Below are 19,573 nucleotides of genomic sequence, written 5' to 3' on the forward strand. Positions count from 1 at the left end.
CTATTGGTCCGTCAGGATTGGGAGGCACTCTTGTCGAGAGTGCGGTGGCGGATCTGCACGTTCTTGCCAAGCAAACGGAATGCACTGGCCAGCCGCTCTGCAATAAAGACCGAGCGGTGCTGACCGCCGGTGCAACCGATGCCGACCGTGAGGTAGCTGCGATTGTTGCGCTCCAGATGGGGCAACCAGGTCGCCAGCATGTTTTCGATCTGCTGGGTAAACAGCATCACGTCAGCCTGCGCCGAGAGGTAGTTGGCGACCGGCTCATCCTTGCCGGTAAACGGCTTGAGCTCGGGGATCCAGTGCGGGTTAGGCAGGAAGCGGGCATCGAACACGAAGTCGGCATCCTTGGGAATGCCGTACTTGAAGCCGAACGACTCGAACACCAGCACCAGCTCGTTCTCTTTCTTCCCAAGCACCCGGGTTTTGATGAGCTCGCTCAGGTCGTGAATGCTGAGGGTGGTGGTGTCGATACGCAGGTCAGCGGTCGAGGAGATGGGCGCCAGCAGGTGGGTCTCCTCCCGAATCGCCTCATCCAGCGACAGCTTGTTGCGTGAGAGGGGGTGCAGGCGGCGGCTCTCGCCATAGCGCTTGAGCAGGGTGCCGTTGTCGGCATCGAAGAAAAAGCTGGAGAACTCTACCCGCCCCTCATTGCGCACCTGTGCCAGCAGATTTTCCAGTTTCTCCGGATCGCTCGGCAGGTTGCGCACATCAATACTGACCGCCAGTTTGTCATACTGGCTCTCCACCGACACAATCAGCTGGGGCAGCAGATTGACCGGCAGGTTGTCCACACAGTAGTAACCCAGATCTTCCAGCACTCGCAGGGCTACCGTTTTACCGGAGCCCGAACGTCCACTTACCACGATTAACTGCATCTTGTTCCCTCACGCCAATACGGGTGTCTCATCCTTGGCCTGCTGTCAGGCCGAGGTCATGATCTGATAGAGCTCTTCGTCGCTGGTTGCCTGACGCAACTGGCGGCAAACCGCCTTGTCACCCAGCTTGGAAGCCATCAGAGAAAGGGTCTTGAGATGCTGCTTGCACTCGCTTTCCGGCACCAGCAAGGCAAACAGCAGGTCAACCGGTTGATTGTCGATGGAGTCGAAAGGAATAGGGTCGGCAAAGGTCATCAGGATCGCGGTTGGCGGGAACTCATCGTCAATGCGACCGTGGGGGATCGCAATACCGGCACCGATCCCGGTACTACCCATTTTTTCGCGGGCCAGCAAACATTCAAACAGCGCCTGGCGGGAGGTGCCAAGGCGTTCGGCGGCCAGCTCGCTGATGATTTCGAGGGCGCGTTTCTTGCTGGTACAAGGGACTGCACTCTTGGTGCAGTCCCGACTCAGTATGTGTTCAAGTTGCATGGTTATTTTTTATTTAACTTATCTTTGTGCTTGATGATCTGCCTGTCCAGCTTGTCGAGCAAGGTGTCTATCGCAGCATACATATCGGCATGTTCAGAGTTGGCAAACACTTCGCCACCGCTGACGTGCAATTTGGCTTCCGCTATCTGGTTCAGTTTTTCCACGCTAAGCACCACATGAACATTGTTGATGTGGTCGAAGTGACGCTCGAGTTTGGCAAATTTGTTATTCACATAATCACGCAGAGCTTCGGTGATCTCGACATGGTGTCCGGTCAGGTTAATTTGCATAACATCATCCTTTTGTTTGCCTAAACCAGGCGTTTGCGCTGATTGGAAGGTGGGATAAACAAGGATTCGCGATACTTAGCGATCGTGCGTCTCGCCACCATAATACCCTGTTCGGCCAGCAAATCCGCGATCTTGCTATCACTTAACGGCTTGGCAGGATTCTCTGCCGTGACCAGCTTCTTGATGAGCGCGCGAATTGCGGTCGATGAGCACTCTCCTCCTCCTTCGGTGTTCACATGGCTGGAGAAAAAAAACTTCAATTCGAAGATACCACGGGGGGTATGCATGTACTTCTGGGTCGTCACCCGGGATATGGTCGACTCATGCATCTCTACCGCTTCGGCGATGTCATTGAGCACCATCGGCTTCATCGCCTCTTCACCATACTCGAAAAAGCCCTGTTGCTGCTCGACAATGCAACTGGCCACTTTCAGCAGGGTGTCATTGCGACTTTCCAGGCTCTTGATGAACCACTTGGCTTCCTGCAAATGGGAGCGGATAAACTGGGTGTCGGTGCTGCTGCGGGCGTTGCGGGCCATGGCGGCATAGGTCTCGTTGACCCGGATGCGGGGGGCGGAGTCGGGATTGAGCTCGACCACCCACTTGCTGCCCTTCTTGACCACGGAGACGTCGGGGATCACGTACTGGGAGTCGCTCTGGATGATGCCGTTACCGGGACGCGGCTCCAGCAGCTGGATCAGATCCAGCACCTCCTTGAGGTCGCTCTCTTTGAGTTTTGTCTTGCGGGCGAGGGTGCGGTAATCCCGGTTGCCGAGCAGCTCCATGTGCTCGAGGATCACCTCTTTGGCCTCGTTGAGCCAGGGGGTCTGCGGGTCATACTGATCCAGCTGGATCAGCAAACACTCCTGCACAGAACGGGCAGCAATGCCGACCGGATCGAAGTGCTGCACCCGCTTGAGTACCGCCTCGACCTCATCGAGTTCCACCTCTACATCATCGCTGGTGACGGCAGCCTGGATATCCTCCAGCGCAACGGTCAGATAACCGGATTCGTCGATGGCATCGATGATGGCGAGCGCGATGGCGGCATCCACATCGCTAAACGGTGTGAGCCGCATCTGCCACAGCAGATAATCCTGCAGGTTTTCGGTGGTCTCTCCCTGATAGACGCTATCTTCCCCATCGTGGATGGGGCCCGCGCTCTGGGCGGTGCCGGCAGAGTAAACCTCGTCCCAGGTGGTATCCACCGGCAACTCGTCCGGCATCTGCTCCTGGGCCATGGCATCGCTGGAATCCAGCTGGCTGGCATCGACCGGCGCTTCCGGACTGGTCTCTTGCGCCTCGCTCTCTTCCTGCTCCAGCAGAGGGTTGTTTTCGAGCGCTTGCTGAATTTCCTGCTGAAGTTCCAGAGTGGAGAGCTGGAGCAGACGAATCGCTTGTTGTAATTGCGGCGTCATGGTCAGGGACTGACCGAGACGCAACTGTAATGTCGGCTTCATCTACGTCGGGATATCCTTATGTTCAGCGAGGCACTCGTCAAAGGAAATGAAGGCATGCCCCCTTACTATAGACTGAATTGATCGCCCAAATAGACGCGCTTGACCTGCTCATCGGCAAGGATGTCAGCCGGTGCACCTTCGGCAATCATCTTGCCGTGGCTGACGATATAGGCCTTCTCACATACGTCCAGAGTCTCTCTGACGTTGTGGTCGGTAATCAAGACGCCAAGGCCCCTATCTTTCAGATGCTGAATGATCTTCTTGATGTCTATCACAGAAATCGGGTCAACCCCTGCAAAGGGTTCATCCAGCAGAATAAACCGCGGCTCGGCCGCCAGCGCACGGGCAATTTCGACCCGACGGCGCTCACCGCCGGAGAGGCTCTGACCCAGGTTGTCGCGAATGTGGGTGATGTTGAACTCTTCCAGCAGTTGCTGAACCTTGTCCTCACGCTCCTCGCGACTCAACCCCTTGCGGGTCTGCATCACTCCCATCAGGTTGTCGAACACCGACAGGCGACGGAAGATGGAGGCCTCCTGCGGCAGGTAACCGATGCCGTTACGCGCCCGCACATGCATGGGCTGCAGGCTGATGTCCTGATCGTCGATGGTGATGAGACCGGCATCGCGCTGTACCAGCCCCACGATCATGTAGAAGGAGGTGGTCTTGCCCGCCCCGTTGGGGCCGAGCAGGCCGACAATCTGGCCGGTGCCCACTTCAAGGCTGACGTCACTCACCACCATGCGGCGCTTGTAGCTCTTCTGCAGACCCACTGCTTTCAACACTGCCATGGCTTATTTTCCCTGCTTCTTCTGGTCGGCGGGCTTGTCGAAATTCTCTACCTGATCAGGCAGGAACACGGTTTTGACCCGCTGGCTCGGGCTCTTGCTCTCGGCAATCATCTTCTGTTTGACGATGTCGTAGCGGATCAGATCGCCATTGACCTGGCTATCTTCCTGCTTGAGCTGACCGTTGCCGGTGATGGTCACCAGCCGGTTCTTCAGCTCGTAGCGGATAGTGTTGCCGTGGGCATTGACCGGCTTGCCGTTATCCAGGATCTGGAAGAAGGTAGCGGGCTTGCCGTAGGCAGTCATCACCTCGGCCCCTTTCTCGCCGGAACGGGTCACTACCACCTTGTCAGCTTTGATCCGGATGGTGCCCTGATTGATGGTCACATCCTCTTCGAAGGTGATGCGGTTGTCCTGCATCTCGGCCACCTGTTTGACGGCATCGACGTAGACCTTCTCGGCAAAGTCGGACTCTTTGGCGGTCACCGCACCACACAACAACAGGGCTGCGAGGGCCAGATTAGCGTTTTTCATTGAAATAGATGGCATGGCCTTGATCCAGTAACTCAAAATATTTGCGGTCCAGATGGCCCTTGAGGCCAACCCCTTGGGTCTGGAAATCCCGACCCAGAATGTTCACTTCCCGGTTGCTGCGCACATCCTGTGTCACCAGATCCAGCTCCAGATAGGGGGTATCCAGTGTGGAGATGAAAGAGGTAGGCAGCAGACCATCCAGATGCACCTTGTCCCGCAGGATGACGTTGTCGCCGGTGTTGAGCACGCCGGTTTCGGCGGTCACCTTCCACTCGGCGGCACCCTGATCGTCATACATGTAGACCACCGGCTTGTCGAAGGTGGCCTGCTCGAGGATTTGATAATACTCGGCGTAGGTCGACTCCAGCCGCTCGGTGCGCTTGCCGTTGATATCAAAACGGGTGGTCACCAGATCTTTGGCGACAAAATCCGGCTGATAGTTTTCGATTTTGACGGCGCTCTCAGGCACCAGCTCAACCTTGCCCAACTGCCAGGCAACCAGTGCGACCAGAAACAGCAGGGCAAACAACAGGGTCTGTCTGCTCATACCGAGGCCTCGGGCTGATAATCGTCGTGGCCCTGCGCCTGCAAAATGAGGTCACACACCTCGCGCACCGCGCCCATGCCACCGCCAAGCCGGGTCACCATATCGGCACGACTCAGCACCAGCGGATGGGCATCGGCCACCGCGATACCCAGGCCGCAAGCGGCCATCACCGGCAGATCGATGGTGTCATCGCCCATATAGGCGGCCTGTTCAGCAGTCAGCCCCAGCTTGGCCAGCAGCGCTTCGAAGTGAGGCAGCTTTTTATCAGCCCCCTGCACCACATGAGCCACCCCCAGGCTTTTCATCCGATCGCTAACGATACGGGAGTTGCGCCCGGTGATGATGGCGATCTCGATCCCGGCATTGAGCAGCGCTCGCATGCCCGCGCCATCGCGGGTGCAGAAGGTTTTCAGCTCTTCGCCGTTGTTTCCCATGTAGATGAGGCCGTTGGAGAGCACCCCGTCCACATCGCACACCAGCAGGCGGATTTGCGCCGCCTTCTCAAACTGGCTGCGCGTCACCGGACCATAGAGGGTCGGTACGTTTTGCATCAAATTACTCCGGCTTTCAGCAGGTCGTGCATATTGAAGGCGCCGAGCGGGCGTTTCTCTTCATCCACGACCAGTAATCCGTTGATTTTTCTCGTTTCCATCAGCTTGACGGCTTCCGCAGCCATCATCTCTGGACCTACGGTAACACAGTTGGCCGTCATCACACGGCTGATGGGGGTGTGATGGATATCGATCTGCTGGTCAAGAATGCGGCGCAGGTCGCCATCGGTAAAGAGCCCGGCCAGCAGGCCATTGCCATCAACCACAGCCGTCATACCGAGCCCCTTGCGGCTCACTTCCAGCAGCGCCTGGCTGATGGTGGCATCTATCCCCACCCGGGGCAACAGCTCGCCACTGTGCATCAGGTCGCCAACCCGCAGCAACAGACGCTTGCCAAGGGAACCGCCAGGGTGAGAGAGGGCGAAGTCATCGGCGGTAAAACCGCGCGCTTCCAGCAGGGCGACCGCCAGGGCATCGCCCATGACTAAGGTTGCCGTGGTGCTGGAAGTGGGTGCCAGACCCAGCGGGCAAGCCTCTTTCTCCACCTTGATGCACAGATGCACGTTGGCCTCTTTGGCCATGGTGGAGGCGGGATTGCCAGTCATGCAGATGAGCGGAATGCCGCGGCGCTTGAGTACCGGCAGCAGGGCCAGGATTTCGTCACTCTCGCCGGAGTTGGAGATGGCGATGATAAGATCGCCGCTGGAGATCATCCCCAGATCGCCGTGACTCGCTTCTCCCGGATGAAGGAAGAAGGCCGGTGTGCCGGTGCTGGCGAGGGTGGCGGCGATCTTGCTGCCGATATGGCCCGATTTGCCCATGCCGGTGACCACTATCTTGCCACCGCAGCGCAGCACCATTTCGCACGCCTTGTCGAAGGCGTCATTCAGATACTGATAGAGTCCATCAATGGCTTGCTTTTCTGTGTCCAGCACCGCGCGGGCACTGCGACGAAAATCGAACAGTTCAGACACTTTCTCAGGCTTTACAGACATAAAGACACAGCTCCGGGCCGAAATTAGCTGCGGGATTATAAAAAAGTCTGCCCGGATAAGCGAATCGGATGGCAAGTCCCGCTCTCAATGACGCACTTTGTTACAGAAAACTGTCGTGCAAATGGGCTTGCAGCCTGTTCAATAGTTGTTCCTTGCTGTTGCTTAGACCTAGACTACCCCATAAAATTCGCACCTCATTTACACCGGATGGACAATTGTTTGAACAATGACCTGATCACCATCTCCGACCTGACCTTCAGTCACGGAGATCGGCTGTTGTATGACGGGATCAACCTGACCATTCCTCGTGGCAAGGTCACCGCCGTCATGGGCCCGAGCGGCATCGGTAAAACCACCCTGCTGCGGCTGATCGGTGGCCAGCTCAAGCCGGAGTCCGGTCACATTCTGTTTGACGGGGAAGATATACCCACCCTCTCCCGTTCGCGCCTCTATGAAGTGCGCAAACGGATGAGCATGCTGTTCCAGAGCGGCGCCCTGTTTACCGGCATGACGGTCTACGACAACGTGGCCTTCCCGCTACGGGAACACTCCGGCCTGCCGGAGGAGCTGATCCACACCATCGTCATGATGAAACTGCAGGCGGTGGGCTTGCGCGGCGCAGCGAAACTGATGCCCTCCGAGCTCTCCGGCGGCATGGCGCGCCGGGCAGCGCTGGCTCGGGCCATCGCCCTTGACCCCGACCTCATCATGTATGACGAGCCGTTTGTCGGGCAGGACCCCATCACCATGGCGGTGCTGGTCAAACTGATCAAGGAGCTGAACGATGCCCTCGGTATCACCTCCGTCATCGTCACTCACGATGTGAAAGAGGTGCTGAGCATCGCCGATTACGCCTACATCATTGCCAATCGCAAGGTGGTGGCGCACGGCACGCCGGACCAGCTGCGCGAGGAGCACAATCCCGAAGTCGAGCAGTTCCTCAAAGGATTGCCCGATGGTCCTGTTCCGTTTCATTTTCCGGCAGGCGATCTGCTACAGGATCTCTGATGTTGATAAGTCAAATAAGCAAGCTGGGGCGGGTCGGAGTGCGGTTTATCAGCTCCGTCGGTCGCGCCACCATCATGTTGTTCCATGCGCTGGCAGGCAAACCCGAACCGCGCAAGCACTTCCCGCTGCTTGTCCAGCAGTTGTATGTGGTGGGCGTACAGTCGGTGGCCATCATTCTGGTCTCCGGCCTGTTCATCGGCATGGTGCTCTCGCTGCAGGGTTACAACGTATTGAAGGATTTCGGCGCCGAGCAGAGCCTGGGGCCGCTGGTCTCCCTCTCCCTGCTGCGGGAGCTGGGTCCTGTGGTCACGGCGCTGCTGTTTGCCGGCCGTGCCGGTTCGGCCCTGACCGCTGAAATCGGCCTGATGAAGGCTACCGAGCAGCTTTCAAGCCTCGAGATGATGGCGGTCGACCCACTGCGCCGGGTGGTTGCCCCCCGCTTCTGGGCTGGCGTCATCAGCATGCCGCTGCTGGCCTTTATGTTCAGCCTGATCGGTATCTTCGGCGGCAAGCTGGTCGGTGTGGACTGGCTCGGCGTGGACGAAGGGGGCTTCTGGTCTGCCATGCAGGCCTCCGTCGACTGGCATGAAGACATCATGCAGGGCGCCATCAAGAGCCTGATTTTCGCCCTGGTGGTCACCTGGATTGCGCTCTTTAACGGCTATGATGCCAAGCCGACCTCGGCCGGGATCAGTCAGGCCACGACCCGTACCGTGGTCCACTCATCCCTCGCCGTGCTCGGCCTGGATTTTATACTCACTGCAGTCATGTTTGGATAAGGTAAAGATGAAGTTCAGCAAAGTAGAATTCCTGGTCGGCACCTTCATGCTGGCTGGCATCGGTGCCATTCTGGCACTGGCCCTGCAAGTGGCCGGTTTGAGCTTCAAACCGGAAGGAGAAACCTATACCCTGCGCGCGCATTTCGATAATATCGGCGGCCTGAAAGTCCGTTCGCCGGTCAAGGTCGGCGGCGTGGTGGTCGGTCGGGTCAGCGACATCGTACTGGACCCGAAAACCCAGGTGCCCGAAGTGACCCTGATGATGCAAAAGAGCGCTGGCGAGTTCGCCGATACCAGTTCCCTCTCCATCCTCACCTCCGGTCTGCTCGGCGAGCAGTACATCGGTCTGGCCCCCGGCTTCAGCGATGAGGAGATGGGCACCGAGATGCTCAAGGATGGCGACCTGATTGAAGACACCAAATCCGCCATCGTGCTGGAAGATCTGATTGGCAAGTTCCTCTACAGCCAATCCTCCGACAGCAAATCAGACAGCAAGAAGGAGTAATCATGTTCAAGAAAATCGCCCTGCTGCTGGGCCTGATGACCAGCATGCTCTTTTCCCTGTCTGCCCAGGCCGCAGTCGATGCCACCGACCCCAACGCGCTGGTGGATCAGGCTGCCAAGCAGACCTTTGCCCGCCTGAAGGCCGATCAGGCCCAGGTGAAAAGCAATCCGGATCACCTGCGGGTGATCATCCGCGAAGAGCTGCTGCCCTATGTGGACAACCGCTTCGCCGCCTACAAGGTGCTTGGCAACCAGATTAAAGAGACTACCGAAGCGCAGCGCAATGCCTTCGTCGAGGTGTTCACCGAGTACATGGTGAGCTCCTACGCCGATGCGCTGGCCCATTTTGACAAGCAGACCGTCAAGGTCGAGCCGGGCAAAGCCCCCAGCGGCAATATCACCGCCGTCAACGTCAGCGTGAAAGAGGCCGGCAAGCCGGACATCTTCCTCGAGTTCAAGCTGCGCAAGAACAACAAGACCGGCGAGTGGAAAGCCTTTGACATGGTGGCAGAGGGGATCAGCCTGCTCTCCGCCAAGCAGAGCGAGCTGGGCGGTTTGATCCGCCAGAACGGCATCGATGCGGTGATCGCCCAGTTGCGCGAACACAACGCCAAGCCGCTGGTACTCAAACCATGACCCTCAGCGGTGAGCTGCAGGCGCCACAGGTCAATGACCTGTGGCAACGCCGCGCCGAATGGTGGCAGGACGACCAGCTCGAGCTCGGCGGCGTCACCACCCTCGACTCTGCCGGACTGGCCCTGCTGGTCAAATGGGCCAAAGCCGTATTAGCGCGAGGCGCCACACCGCAACTGGTGGGCGCCTCCAGTGATTTCTATACCCTGGCCAACCTCTACGGGGTGGCAGGGCTGTTTCAGTCAACCCCGCTCACAACTGAGGACGCATAATGCAAGTCTCTGAAATTGAAGCGATACTCCTTGAGGCTCTCCCATTGTCCGAAGTCCATGTCAAAGGGGACGGTAGTCACTACCAAGTGATCGCCGTCGGTGACATGTTTGACGGCATGAGCCGGGTCAAGAAGCAGCAGGCCATCTATGCCCCGCTGATGGACAAGATCGCCAGCAACGCCATTCACGCCCTCTCCATCAAGGCGTTCACCGACGCCGAGTGGAAACGCGAACGTAAATTCCTATTGCCCTCCTGATTTGGTAACGAAGTAAAAATGGACAAATTCAAAATCGATGGTCGTTGTACTCTCAACGGCGAAGTGACCATCTCCGGCGCCAAAAACGCCGCGCTGCCGATCCTGTTCGCAACCCTGCTCTGTGATGAAGAGGTTCACCTCTCCAACGTGCCGCGCCTGAAAGATGTGGGCACCACCATCAAGCTGCTGGAGATGCTGGGCGCGACCACCAAGGTCAACGGCAACGTCACAGTGCTGACCGGTGCGGTGAACAACCACGTCGCTCCCTACGAGCTGGTGAAGACCATGCGCGCCTCCATTCTGGCGCTGGGTCCGCTGGCCGCCCGTTTCGGCGCGGCTGACGTCTCCCTGCCAGGCGGTTGCGCTATCGGTGCCCGTCCGGTCAACCTGCACGTCCACGGCCTGGAGCTGATGGGTGCCAAGATCACCATCGAAGATGGTTACATCAAGGCCCGTGTCGATGGTCGCCTGAAAGGCGCCCACATCCTGATGGACATGGTCTCCGTGACCGGTACCGAAAACCTGATGATGGCCGCCACCCTGGCTGATGGCCGCACCGTGATCGAAAACGCCGCACGCGAGCCGGAAGTGGTCGATCTGGCCAACTTCCTCAATACCCTGGGAGCCAAGATTCAGGGTGCGGGCACCGATACCCTGACCATCGACGGTGTCGAGCGTCTGCACGGCGGCAACTACAGCGTGCAGCCTGACCGCATCGAAACCGGTACCTTCCTGGTGGGCGCAGCGGTCACCGGCGGCAAGATCACCTGCCGCAAGACAGACCCGACCCTGCTGGAAGCGGTACTGGTCAAGCTGGAAGAGGCTGGCGCCCTGATTGAGAAGGGTGAAGACTGGATCACCCTCGACATGACTGGCCGCACCCTCAAGCCGGTCACCATCAAGACTGCCCCCTACCCGGCCTTCCCGACCGACATGCAGGCACAGTTCACTGTGCTGAACGCCGTCGCCAAAGGCACCGGCATGGTCACCGAGACCATCTTCGAGAACCGCTTCATGCACGTTCCCGAACTGGTACGGATGGGTGCAGACATCGAACTGCAGGGCAATGTGGCCATCTGCCGTGACACCGAGCAACTCAAGGGTGCCCAGGTGATGGCGACCGATCTGCGCGCCTCCGCCAGTCTGGTACTGGCCGGCTTCGTGGCCGAAGGCTCCACCATCGTCGACCGTATCTATCACATCGACCGTGGCTACGAAGATATCGAGCAGAAGCTGCAGGGTCTGGGTGGCCGCATCGAGCGCATCAAGGGCTGATAGCCCCCTGATCGCAGGCCGATAAAAAGGCCCCCTCGCGTTGGCGAGGGGGCCTTTTTCATGGTTTCGGTTCTGTTGAAACCGGGATCAGTGACCCGCCAGCTTCATATTCTCTACCAGCACCGAGCCGGTCTTGAGACTGGAGCGCTCATCCTCGTCACGACCTACCGCCACGATATGGCTGAACATCTCGGCCAGATTGCCGGCGATGGTGATCTCCTCGACCGGATAGGCTATCTCGCCATTCTCGACCCAGAAACCGGCAGCGCCGCGGGAGTAGTCACCATTGACGATATTGACACCCTGCCCCATCAGCTCGGTCACCAGCAGACCTGTGCCCATCTCTTTGAGCATGCCCTGAAAATCCTGGCCGGTACTGGAGACCTGCCAGTTGTGGATGCCACCGGCGTGCCCCGTGGTGGTCAGCCCCAGCTTGCGCGCAGAATAGGAGGTAAGCAGCCAGCTCATCAGCTCGCCGTTACGGATGATATCCATGTCACGGGTACGCACCCCTTCGCCATCGAACGGGGTACTGGCAAGCCCGCCCAGCAGGTGGGGGAACTCTTGAATGGTGAGCCACTCGGGCAGGATCTGCTTGCCCAATTTGTCGAGCAGGAAGCTCGACTTGCGATAGAGGTTGCCGCCGCTGATGGCCATCACCAGATGGCCCCACAGACCGGAGGCAGTGTCTGGGTGGAACAGCACCGGCGCATGACGGGTAGAGATCTTGCGGGCGCCGAGGCGGGAGACGGTACGCTCAACGGCTTCGTCGGCAATGCGCTGCGGGCTCCAGAGCCCGTCGAGGGTACGGCTGGAGGAGTAGCCGTAATCACGCTGCATGTCGCCATCCTGCTCGCCGATCAGCACGCAGCTCAGAGAGTTGCGCGACGCCGCGTAGCCTTTGACGAAGCCGTGGCTGTTGCCATAGACCTTGATGCCAAGATGGCTGGAGAAACCGGCGCCGTCGGAGTGCTTGATACGGGCATCGCGACCAAGCGCCAGCCGCTCGCACTCGATGGCCAGCTCGATGCCGCGCTGGGGATCCAGTTCGATTTGGTGGCACAGTTGTAGATCGGGGGCATCCCAGGCCAGCAGCTCGGCGTCCGCCAGACCGGCGCAATCATCGGCCGAGGTGTGGCGGGCAATCTCGATGGCCGCTTCAACGGCGGCACGAATGGCGGGTTTGCTCAGATCGGTGGTCGAGGAAGATCCCTTGCAACCATCGCGATAGACGGCGATACCGAGGGCGCCATCCTTATTGAATTCAATGCTTTCTAGTTCACAACCCCGGGTGTTCACCGACAACCCGGTCTGCTTGCTGATGGAGACTTCGGCCAGCGAGGCGCCCAGTCCTTTGGCTATCTCCAGGGCTTCGGCAACCACGGCCTCGAGATGGGCTTGATCCTGGCGGATTTGGTCTTGCTGATCCATAACTCACATCTGTATGAAAGAAGGAAAGGGGGTAAGCATATCAGACCCCTGCGCCCAGCGGGAGAAGCTGGTAACATATCCGCCAAACGTGAATGACAGGAATCAAGAGACCGATGAGTCAATATCAAGACGACAACGAGTTCGAAGACTGGGGCCCCAGCAAGAGCCAGCTCAAGCGCGATGCCGAAGCATTGCAGAAAATGGGGGAAGAGATCGTCTCCCTCAGCCACAGCGAGCTGGAAAAAATCCCGTTGGATGAAGAGCTTGCAGAAGCTGTCGAGCTGGGTCGCAAACTCAAGCCGAAGAAGGATGAGTCCTTCCGTCGCCATCTGCAGTTCATCGGCCGCCTGATGCGCAGCCGCGATATCGAGCCGATTGCCGAAGCGCTCTCTATCATCAAGAACCGTCACTCCACCGTGAATGCACGCCTGCATCGCCTGGAGCAGTGGCGCGAGCGCCTGATCACCGAAGGTGACAGCGCCCTCAACGAGCTGATGTCCCAGTTCCACGAGCTGGATCGCCAGAAGCTGCGCCAGCTGATCCGCTCCGCCAACAAGGAGCGGGAGCTGAACAAGCCGCCGGTCGCCTACCGCGAGATGTACCAGTATCTGCGCGGCGAGATCGAAGACCTGCTGTGATCCCCGAAGCACGCCTCCCCTTACGGAGGCGTGCTTCTATTGATGCCTTTTCCTCTCCACATCCCCCGCCATCCCTGCACGTTTAATATATCCACCACTTCGCTACCCCAACAATAACGGCTCATCTCAACAGCCCCGTTAAATCGCCATTTCCGAGCAGTCCAAAGCAAAGCTGTTAACAATCCGGCATCATTTTGTTTGACATATTGAACGGCCTTGGCAGACTGAAGAGAGGATCCATGCCGTCGCTGCCCAGGCTGACCAACGATTCTGTCACCCGGCCCGACGCGGGATCCCATGACCATGCCTTGAGGCATGCCCTTGCCCTGCCGGTTTGCAAGGGCCTGCCCAAGGCGCAGGATGAGACTTCAACGCCAAGGATAATCAAGGTGCCCTATGCCAAATCCCCAGCCTCCCGCCACCCGTAAACCTGTCGTGCTGATGACCATGGGCGCCCAGCCCCGCAACGGCCACGCCTATCAGGTGATGACCCACAAATACATCATGCCGCTGGTCGAGATCAGTGGCTGTGTCCCGCTGCTGGTGCCCACCTGCTGTGGCACCGCCGATCTGGAGCAGTATCTGGATCTAGCTGACGGCATCTATCTGAGCGGCGCCGGCTCCAACATCGATCCGGCGCTTTACGGACAGGAGAACCTCACCCCGGAGAAACAGCAGGACAGGGATCGCGACCTGTTCGATCTGCCCCTCATCAAGGGGGCGCTCGCCCGTGGCTTGCCGATCCTCGGGATCTGCCGCGGAATGCAGGAGATCAACGTGGCGCTGGGGGGAGACATCCATCAGAAGGTCTATAACGAGCCGGGTTATGACGATCACCGGGAGGATGTCAACGATCCGGTCGACGAGCAGTATGGGCTGAGCCATCAGATCAAACTGCTTCCCGGCAGCTGGTTTGCCGAACTGATGGAGGAAGAACAGATTCCGGTCAACTCCCTGCATGGACAGGGCATCAACCGGTTGGGGAAGGGTCTGGAGCCGTTGGCCCACGCCGAAGATGGGCTGATCGAGGCACTTCATGCTCCCGCACTGTCACCCTTTTTGCTGGCAGTGCAGTGGCATCCGGAGTGGAAGGCCAATGAAAACCCCCACTCCATCAAGATCTTTCAAGCCTTTGGCGATGCCTGCCGCCAACGCAGTGCATTGATGGCAGCGAGTTAACCCTTCATCGATTCAGTCGCCAAACCCGCGCGCCTTGAGCTTGGGCAGTCCGCCCCGCTCGGGGCGCAAGGTGCGGCAGATATCCATCCCCTTGAGCCCGCGCTGGATATGGTCAGGCGAATGGCCAAACACCATACCGTTGCTGCGGTAGAGGTTGTTGTCATCCAGCTCGAACTTCTCGCCGCCAATCAGCAACTGCTCGCGGCCATTGACCGTGTCACCCCGCTTGATGGGCACCTTCATGTCGCTCAGCACCTCGCCGGTGGCACACCCCTCACGCCAGCGCGCCTCGCTGGAGAAGGGGGTAATGGCTATTTCACGCCAGGAGCCATCCCGGAATTCGACCCGATACTTCTCGGCCAGCAGGTCGCAGCCAACCAATGGCAACAGGGCCATCAAACAGATGATTTTCTTTGAAAATTTCACTCAATCGCACTCCTTTGCCCGGTTCTGCACAGGATAAATAAATTGCCGCCCCAACGCACCATTTCCCCGCGCCGTAGCAGCTATGCTGGAAATAAAACCACAATAAGGTGCTGCTATGGCTGGCGAAAACCTCACCGCGCTACCGACGCTGATCTGGATTGGCGAACACCCGTTCTGGACCCTGCTCACCCTCTCCCTGATGCTGATCCACTTCTGGCGCCGTCCGGGACAGCGACGGGAGCTGCTCTCCGAGCTCAGTTTCGTGATGATAAGCGCGGTGGTGATCCTGCTGATCCAGCTGGAAGGGGGCTGGTTCAAACTGCCGCTGCCCCATCAATTGCTGATCGAGATCTCCACCCTGCTGGCTGGCCTGATACTGGTCAAGATATGGGGGATCCTGCTGTTCGAGTTTCTGCTCCCCCTCTGCCATGTGCGGATCCCGCGGATCATCGCCGATATCGTCATCACCATCGGCTATATCGGCTGGGGTCTGTTTCGCCTCTACGCCTCCGGCATGGCGCTCGGGGAGATAGTCACCACCTCGGCGGTCATCACCGCGGTCATCGCCTTCGCCATGCAGGACACCCTTGGCAACCTGCTGGCCGGGGTCTCCATTCAGCTCGACAACTCCATCGCCATCGGTGACTGGCTGCAAGTCGACGCCACCCAGGGCCGGGTGGTGGAGATCAACTGGCGTGCCACCACCATCGAAACCCGCAACTGGGAGACAGTCGTCATCCCCAACAGCCACCTGCTCAAACAGCGCTTCACCGTGCTCGGGCGCCGCCGTGGCGAACCCTTGCAGTGGCGGCGCTGGGTCTGGTTCGATCTGACCCTGGATACCCTGCCGACCCAGATCATCGCGCTGATCGAGAAATCCCTGCGGGAGACCAAGCTCCCCTGTGTCGCCAAGCATCCGCAACCGGACTGCCTGCTGATGAATGTCGAGGGGGGCATCGCCCGCTATGCGGTGCGCTACTGGCTCACTGACCTGGCTCGCGACGATCCGACCGACTCCATGGTGCGCAGCCTGATCGATGCAGCCCTGCGCCGCAACGATCGCCGCCTCACCCCGCCGATCTTCAACGTCTTTATGGCCAAGGAGAAGCAGCATCTGGATGCTCGCCACAAGCGCCACACCGCCGAACGAACCGATACCCTGCGCAAGCTGCCGCTGTTTGCCATGTTGCAGGAGAACGAGCTGCTCCAGCTGGCCGATCAGGTGAAGTTCGCCCCCTTCGTCAGCGGCGACATCATGCTGGAGCAGGGGGATGTCTCCAGCTGGCTGTTCGTGCTGGTCAAAGGGGAGGCCGAGATGGTGGTCAATGTCGAAGGGCGAGAGCTGAAACTCGGTACGCTCAACGCGGGAGACTTTTTTGGCGAACTGAGCCTGCTCACCGGCGAGCCCAGCTCCTTCACGGTGCGGGCGGTGGCCACCGTCGAAACCTATCGCATCAATCAGGCAATGTTTCAGGAGTTGGTGATGCAGCGCGAGTCGCTGGTCGAGCCCCTCTACCGGGTGCTGAGCGACCGCCAGCAGGAGCAGCGGGCGCTGCTGGAGCGGGAGGCGGAAGCCATGAAACAGCCACCACAACAGCTTGATCTCCTTGATAAACTGATGAAGTTGTTCGGTGGAAGATGACGTAGCATGGCACGATATTGAGGACGTGAAGAGAGAACCGCAGCCATGTTACTGACTACCCTGGCCCTTGCCGCCAGCCTGCAATTTGATTGTCCCGCCACCATCGAGGGTCGCCAGCAGCTGCTGACCCCGCAGCAGGGCTGGCAGGCGTTCACCCGCAATGACGATGGCAAACCGGACGAAACCCTCAGCCACCGGCTCGATAATCTGGCCCTGTTCGACAGAGATCCTGCCGAGCTGGCCCAACTCAAACCGGATAATGGCGACAGCGACGAGATCCACTACTGGAGCCAGCTCGATAGCAGCCTGCGCCCGCTCTATCTGGTCTGCCGCTATCAGAACAGCGCCATCACCCTGCAGCAGGCGCTGCCCGTCGGCATCAGTTACTGCCGCGTCAACCAGCGCGATCGCAACACCCTGCTCGGGTTGATTTGTCGCAAATAGCGGGCGTAACCCCTTGCCATATATCGCTATTCGCTGACAGCCATTACCGCCTGAGCGTGGCCACCCGCCAGCGCCATCAGAGCAGCAGCTCGGCCAGCTCCTCCAATGCCGTCAGCTCAACGTCCGGCAACAGTTGCAGCTGTTGCCACGGTTGTTGCCGCTCGTTGAGCCAGGCAGCGCGAAAGCCGTGCAAGCGGGCACCCAGTACATCGGTCTCGGGATGATCCCCCACATGGAGGATCCGCTCTGCTGGCAGCTTGAGGGCACTGCGGGTCTGCTTAAACATATCCGGCGCCGGTTTCATTCTGGCGCCTGCCCCCGCCTTGCAGACCAGTGTGAAGTAGCGATCCAGCCCTGCCTGCGCCAGATCCAGATTGCCGTTGGTGATCACCACCAGCGGGTAGCGTTCGGCCAATCTGGCCAGCAGCTGATGAGTGGACTCGCTCACCTCGATCTTCGAGCGCTCTGCCAGAAACGCAGCAAACACCTGCTCCGCCTCGCGACTGGCCTGCTGGTCAGCCATCCCCCCCGCCACCATAGCGGCGCGGATGGTCTGCTGGCGCGCCAGACTGACATCGTGGCGCAGCTCGGGCCTGGCCAGCAACACGGTGCGTTTTAACTCCAGCCAGCGCGGCTTGTCGAGCATGGCGGTGGCCAGATATTCGCTGCGCAGATGGCCCAACATCCACTGCTCGGCGCGCACGATGGCGGGGCCGTTGTCATAGAGAGTGTCATCGAGGTCAAACGAGATGGCAGCAACCGGCTGCCAGCGGCGATAGAAGTGCATGGACTATCCTCTGCAACGGGGCTCAGGGCCCGTTATTCATCGTCCTGCGCATCCGGGTCACGCTTGGCCCTTGGGTGAGCGCTGTCGTAGACCTTGGCCAGATGCTGGAAGTCGAGGTGGGTATAGATCTGGGTGGTAGAGAGGTCGGCATGACCTAGCAGCTCCTGCACTGCCCGCAGATCGCCGGAGGACTCCAGCATATGGGTGGCGAAGCTGTGGCGCAGCTTGTGGGGATGGACGTGGGCGTTGAGCGCCTGCTTGTTGCCCCAGCCATCGAGGCGGGCCTGCACCGAGCGGGCCGACAGCCGCTGCTTGCGGCTGGAGACAAACAGCGCCTCGCTCTCGTCCCCGGCCAGCAGCGAGCGCACCTTGAGCCACTTCTGCAGCCACTCGACCGCCATCCGGCCGATGGGCAGCACCCGCTCCCGCGAGCCCTTGCCGGTCACCTTGAGCTGGCGGTCGTCGAGCTTCAGATCCACCAGATTGATCCCCACCAGCTCGGCCAGACGCAGACCTGAGGAGTACATCAACTCCATGATGGCGCGATCCCGCACCGCCAGCGGATCCTGCTCGTCGGTGATGTTGAGCAGCTGATGCATCTCGTCCACATCGAGGTTTTTTGGCAGCGGCCGCCCCTGTTTGGGGGTGACGATGCCGCGGGCCGGATTGGCGGTCAGCCGCCCCTGCCGCACCTGCCAGTCGCAAAAGCTGCGCAGGGCAGAGACCTTGGTGGAAAGGGAACGAGGAGCAAGGCCCCCCTTGTGCATCCGGGTCACCAGAGTGCGCACCTGACTCGCCTCGAGCCGACCCCAGTCAGTGAGCCCCAGGGCCACCAGCTCGGCGGTCATCGCCTCCAGATGGGCTTGATAGTTATTGCGGGTATGAGGGCTGAGCTGACGCTCGACCCTCAGGTATTCGATAAAGGCCGCCAGCTCGTCCGCCAGTTCCGCAGGCAGTGGCGGTGCGACGACGGGAGCTTTGGCGGGCGCCCTGGCCGGTGTTCTAGCCATGAATCAACTCGGGCAGACGCAGTTGCAGCAGGCGCCCCAGTTGGCCCAGCAGCAGGGTGTCGTTATGGGGAGTAAAGTGGCCGGGATCCGAGCTGGCGAAGGCCAGCACACCGAGATCGCCGAGCCGCATCAGGGCCACCGAGTTGACCAGCACATCGTGGCCAAACAGCGCCTGCTTCTCGCTCTGACTCAGGCGGCCAAAGTAGTAATCCTGCCCCGGCAGACGCTGACCCAGCAGGGATTCAAGCTGCTTGCCCTGCGCCAGAAAACGCTGCTCTGGCCCGCTCAGGGCAAACTTCTTGGGATTGAGCCAGAGCCGCAGACCGGTCAGCCGCAGCCGCTGCACGAAGGCCTTGCCCATCACGGCACTCACCTCGAACAGGGTCTGGCAACCGTACAGCTCGCCGTAGAGATCGGCATAGACCCGGAAGATCCGCTCGTTCTCGCTGGCGATCCCCATCAATTCGGTGATCTCCTGCTCCAGCTGTTCGATCCGCTCGCGCTGACGCTCCAGCTGGCGCTCGACCAGCGAGACCGACCCTTTGCGTTCATGGGGAATGCGGATCCTGTCCAGCACGGCGGCATGGCGTTGGAAAAACTCGGGATAACGGGCCAGGTACTCCAGCACAGTGGCTTCATCCACCGATTGCTCCTGCCGTTTGAGTTCGCTCATAAATTGGTTGATCCATCAGAGAAATGGGGCTCGCTGCCCCGACATCATGGGCAAAGGGGGCCAACGCCCCCCGTACCTGA

The 19,573-nt window shown here is 59.6% G+C and carries 25 protein-coding genes; 11 read left to right on the top strand and 14 right to left on the bottom strand.

Features of this window, described 5'->3' with window-relative positions; genetic code table 11:
* Positions 1–11: 11 nt before the first annotated feature.
* From rapZ to I6L47_RS11965, 9 genes are all read right to left on the bottom strand, one after another.
* Positions 12–878, bottom strand: a complete 867-nt coding sequence (gene rapZ, locus I6L47_RS11925) for an RNase adapter RapZ (protein ID WP_064339242.1) — start codon at positions 876–878, stop codon at positions 12–14.
* Positions 879–923: 45 nt separating this feature from the next.
* Positions 924–1,370: a PTS IIA-like nitrogen regulatory protein PtsN gene (gene ptsN / locus I6L47_RS11930; RefSeq protein ID WP_005336322.1), complete on the bottom strand. Its 447-nt coding sequence runs from the start codon at positions 1,368–1,370 to the stop codon at positions 924–926.
* Positions 1,371–1,372: 2 nt separating this feature from the next.
* Positions 1,373–1,660 (bottom strand): ribosome hibernation promoting factor, encoded by a 288-nt coding sequence (gene hpf / locus I6L47_RS11935; protein ID WP_005336323.1) that lies wholly within the window; start codon positions 1,658–1,660, stop codon positions 1,373–1,375.
* 20 nt (positions 1,661–1,680) lie between these two features.
* On the bottom strand, positions 1,681–3,120 hold the full coding sequence (locus tag I6L47_RS11940) for an RNA polymerase factor sigma-54 (protein ID WP_005336331.1): 1,440 nt from the start codon (positions 3,118–3,120) through the stop codon (positions 1,681–1,683).
* 65 nt (positions 3,121–3,185) lie between these two features.
* On the bottom strand, positions 3,186–3,911 hold the full coding sequence (gene lptB, locus I6L47_RS11945; protein ID WP_005336333.1) for an LPS export ABC transporter ATP-binding protein: 726 nt from the start codon (positions 3,909–3,911) through the stop codon (positions 3,186–3,188).
* A gap of 3 nt (positions 3,912–3,914) precedes the next feature.
* Positions 3,915–4,442, bottom strand: a complete 528-nt coding sequence (lptA, locus tag I6L47_RS11950) for a lipopolysaccharide transport periplasmic protein LptA (RefSeq protein ID WP_040068817.1) — start codon at positions 4,440–4,442, stop codon at positions 3,915–3,917.
* Entirely contained in the window at positions 4,429–4,989 is a 561-nt protein-coding gene (gene lptC, locus I6L47_RS11955; protein ID WP_005336338.1) for an LPS export ABC transporter periplasmic protein LptC, read from the bottom strand. Before lptC ends, lptA begins: the two co-directional genes overlap by 14 nt.
* A complete protein-coding gene (gene kdsC / locus I6L47_RS11960) occupies positions 4,986–5,540 on the bottom strand; it encodes a 3-deoxy-manno-octulosonate-8-phosphatase KdsC (protein WP_101530526.1) in 555 nt (184 codons plus the stop codon). Before kdsC ends, lptC begins: the two co-directional genes overlap by 4 nt.
* Positions 5,540–6,535 carry a KpsF/GutQ family sugar-phosphate isomerase gene (locus I6L47_RS11965; RefSeq protein WP_058057518.1) on the bottom strand — a complete coding sequence of 332 codons (996 nt, stop codon included), beginning with the start codon at positions 6,533–6,535 and terminating at the stop codon, positions 5,540–5,542. The genes kdsC and I6L47_RS11965 overlap by 1 nt, the downstream gene beginning before the upstream one ends.
* Positions 6,536–6,742: 207 nt before the next feature.
* On the opposite strand from I6L47_RS11965, the gene mlaF reads away from it, so the two are divergent.
* The 7 genes from mlaF to murA are packed head-to-tail and all read left to right on the top strand — an operon-like array spanning position 6,743 to position 11,263.
* Positions 6,743–7,543, top strand: coding sequence for a phospholipid ABC transporter ATP-binding protein MlaF (gene mlaF, locus I6L47_RS11970; protein WP_005336343.1), 801 nt, complete (start codon positions 6,743–6,745; stop codon positions 7,541–7,543).
* Positions 7,543–8,322: a lipid asymmetry maintenance ABC transporter permease subunit MlaE gene (gene mlaE / locus I6L47_RS11975; RefSeq protein WP_005336345.1), complete on the top strand. Its 780-nt coding sequence runs from the start codon at positions 7,543–7,545 to the stop codon at positions 8,320–8,322. The genes mlaF and mlaE overlap by 1 nt, the downstream gene beginning before the upstream one ends.
* A gap of 7 nt (positions 8,323–8,329) precedes the next feature.
* Complete coding sequence (gene mlaD / locus I6L47_RS11980) at positions 8,330–8,827, top strand: outer membrane lipid asymmetry maintenance protein MlaD (RefSeq protein ID WP_005336348.1); 498 nt, start codon at positions 8,330–8,332, stop codon at positions 8,825–8,827.
* A 2-nt stretch (positions 8,828–8,829) separates the two neighbouring features.
* Positions 8,830–9,462, top strand: a complete 633-nt coding sequence (locus I6L47_RS11985) for a phospholipid-binding protein MlaC (RefSeq protein ID WP_005336350.1) — start codon at positions 8,830–8,832, stop codon at positions 9,460–9,462.
* Entirely contained in the window at positions 9,459–9,731 is a 273-nt protein-coding gene (locus I6L47_RS11990) for a lipid asymmetry maintenance protein MlaB (protein ID WP_005336352.1), read from the top strand. The genes I6L47_RS11985 and I6L47_RS11990 overlap by 4 nt, the downstream gene beginning before the upstream one ends.
* The gene (gene ibaG / locus I6L47_RS11995; protein ID WP_005306001.1) at positions 9,731–9,988 is read left to right on the top strand and encodes a BolA family iron metabolism protein IbaG; all 258 of its coding nucleotides are present in this window, start codon (positions 9,731–9,733) and stop codon (positions 9,986–9,988) included. Before I6L47_RS11990 ends, ibaG begins: the two co-directional genes overlap by 1 nt.
* Before the next feature lie 18 nt (positions 9,989–10,006).
* On the top strand, positions 10,007–11,263 hold the full coding sequence (gene murA, locus I6L47_RS12000) for a UDP-N-acetylglucosamine 1-carboxyvinyltransferase (protein WP_005336355.1): 1,257 nt from the start codon (positions 10,007–10,009) through the stop codon (positions 11,261–11,263).
* Positions 11,264–11,350: 87 nt separating this feature from the next.
* On the opposite strand, the gene pmbA is transcribed toward murA, so the two are convergent.
* On the bottom strand, positions 11,351–12,694 hold the full coding sequence (gene pmbA / locus I6L47_RS12005; protein WP_100652491.1) for a metalloprotease PmbA: 1,344 nt from the start codon (positions 12,692–12,694) through the stop codon (positions 11,351–11,353).
* Positions 12,695–12,807: 113 nt separating this feature from the next.
* Between pmbA and yjgA the strand changes: the two genes are divergently transcribed.
* Positions 12,808–13,332 carry a ribosome biogenesis factor YjgA gene (yjgA, locus tag I6L47_RS12010; RefSeq protein WP_005336359.1) on the top strand — a complete coding sequence of 175 codons (525 nt, stop codon included), beginning with the start codon at positions 12,808–12,810 and terminating at the stop codon, positions 13,330–13,332.
* Between the two features lie 396 nt (positions 13,333–13,728).
* A complete protein-coding gene (locus I6L47_RS12015) occupies positions 13,729–14,511 on the top strand; it encodes a gamma-glutamyl-gamma-aminobutyrate hydrolase family protein (RefSeq protein ID WP_216947478.1) in 783 nt (260 codons plus the stop codon).
* Between the two features lie 12 nt (positions 14,512–14,523).
* Here I6L47_RS12015 and I6L47_RS12020 read toward each other — a convergent pair whose 3' ends face one another.
* Positions 14,524–14,907: a hypothetical protein gene (locus I6L47_RS12020; protein WP_041236100.1), complete on the bottom strand. Its 384-nt coding sequence runs from the start codon at positions 14,905–14,907 to the stop codon at positions 14,524–14,526.
* A gap of 145 nt (positions 14,908–15,052) precedes the next feature.
* Between I6L47_RS12020 and I6L47_RS12025 the strand changes: the two genes are divergently transcribed.
* Entirely contained in the window at positions 15,053–16,579 is a 1,527-nt protein-coding gene (locus I6L47_RS12025) for a cyclic nucleotide-binding domain-containing protein (RefSeq protein ID WP_182963124.1), read from the top strand.
* A 45-nt stretch (positions 16,580–16,624) separates the two neighbouring features.
* Positions 16,625–17,023: an STY0301 family protein gene (locus I6L47_RS12030; RefSeq protein WP_216947479.1), complete on the top strand. Its 399-nt coding sequence runs from the start codon at positions 16,625–16,627 to the stop codon at positions 17,021–17,023.
* A 76-nt stretch (positions 17,024–17,099) separates the two neighbouring features.
* On the opposite strand, the gene I6L47_RS12035 is transcribed toward I6L47_RS12030, so the two are convergent.
* From I6L47_RS12035 to I6L47_RS12045, 3 genes are read right to left on the bottom strand one after another with little or no spacing between them, the layout of a single operon-like run.
* The gene (locus tag I6L47_RS12035; RefSeq protein WP_216947480.1) at positions 17,100–17,810 is read right to left on the bottom strand and encodes an HAD-IA family hydrolase; all 711 of its coding nucleotides are present in this window, start codon (positions 17,808–17,810) and stop codon (positions 17,100–17,102) included.
* A 32-nt stretch (positions 17,811–17,842) separates the two neighbouring features.
* The gene (xerC, locus tag I6L47_RS12040; RefSeq protein WP_254204734.1) at positions 17,843–18,820 is read right to left on the bottom strand and encodes a tyrosine recombinase XerC; all 978 of its coding nucleotides are present in this window, start codon (positions 18,818–18,820) and stop codon (positions 17,843–17,845) included.
* The gene (locus I6L47_RS12045; protein WP_216947481.1) at positions 18,813–19,493 is read right to left on the bottom strand and encodes a DUF484 family protein; all 681 of its coding nucleotides are present in this window, start codon (positions 19,491–19,493) and stop codon (positions 18,813–18,815) included. Before I6L47_RS12045 ends, xerC begins: the two co-directional genes overlap by 8 nt.
* Positions 19,494–19,573 lie beyond the last annotated feature (80 nt).

Source organism: Aeromonas sp. FDAARGOS 1417 (assembly GCF_019046985.1).
GTDB classification, from domain to species: Bacteria; Pseudomonadota; Gammaproteobacteria; order Enterobacterales; family Aeromonadaceae; genus Aeromonas; species Aeromonas veronii.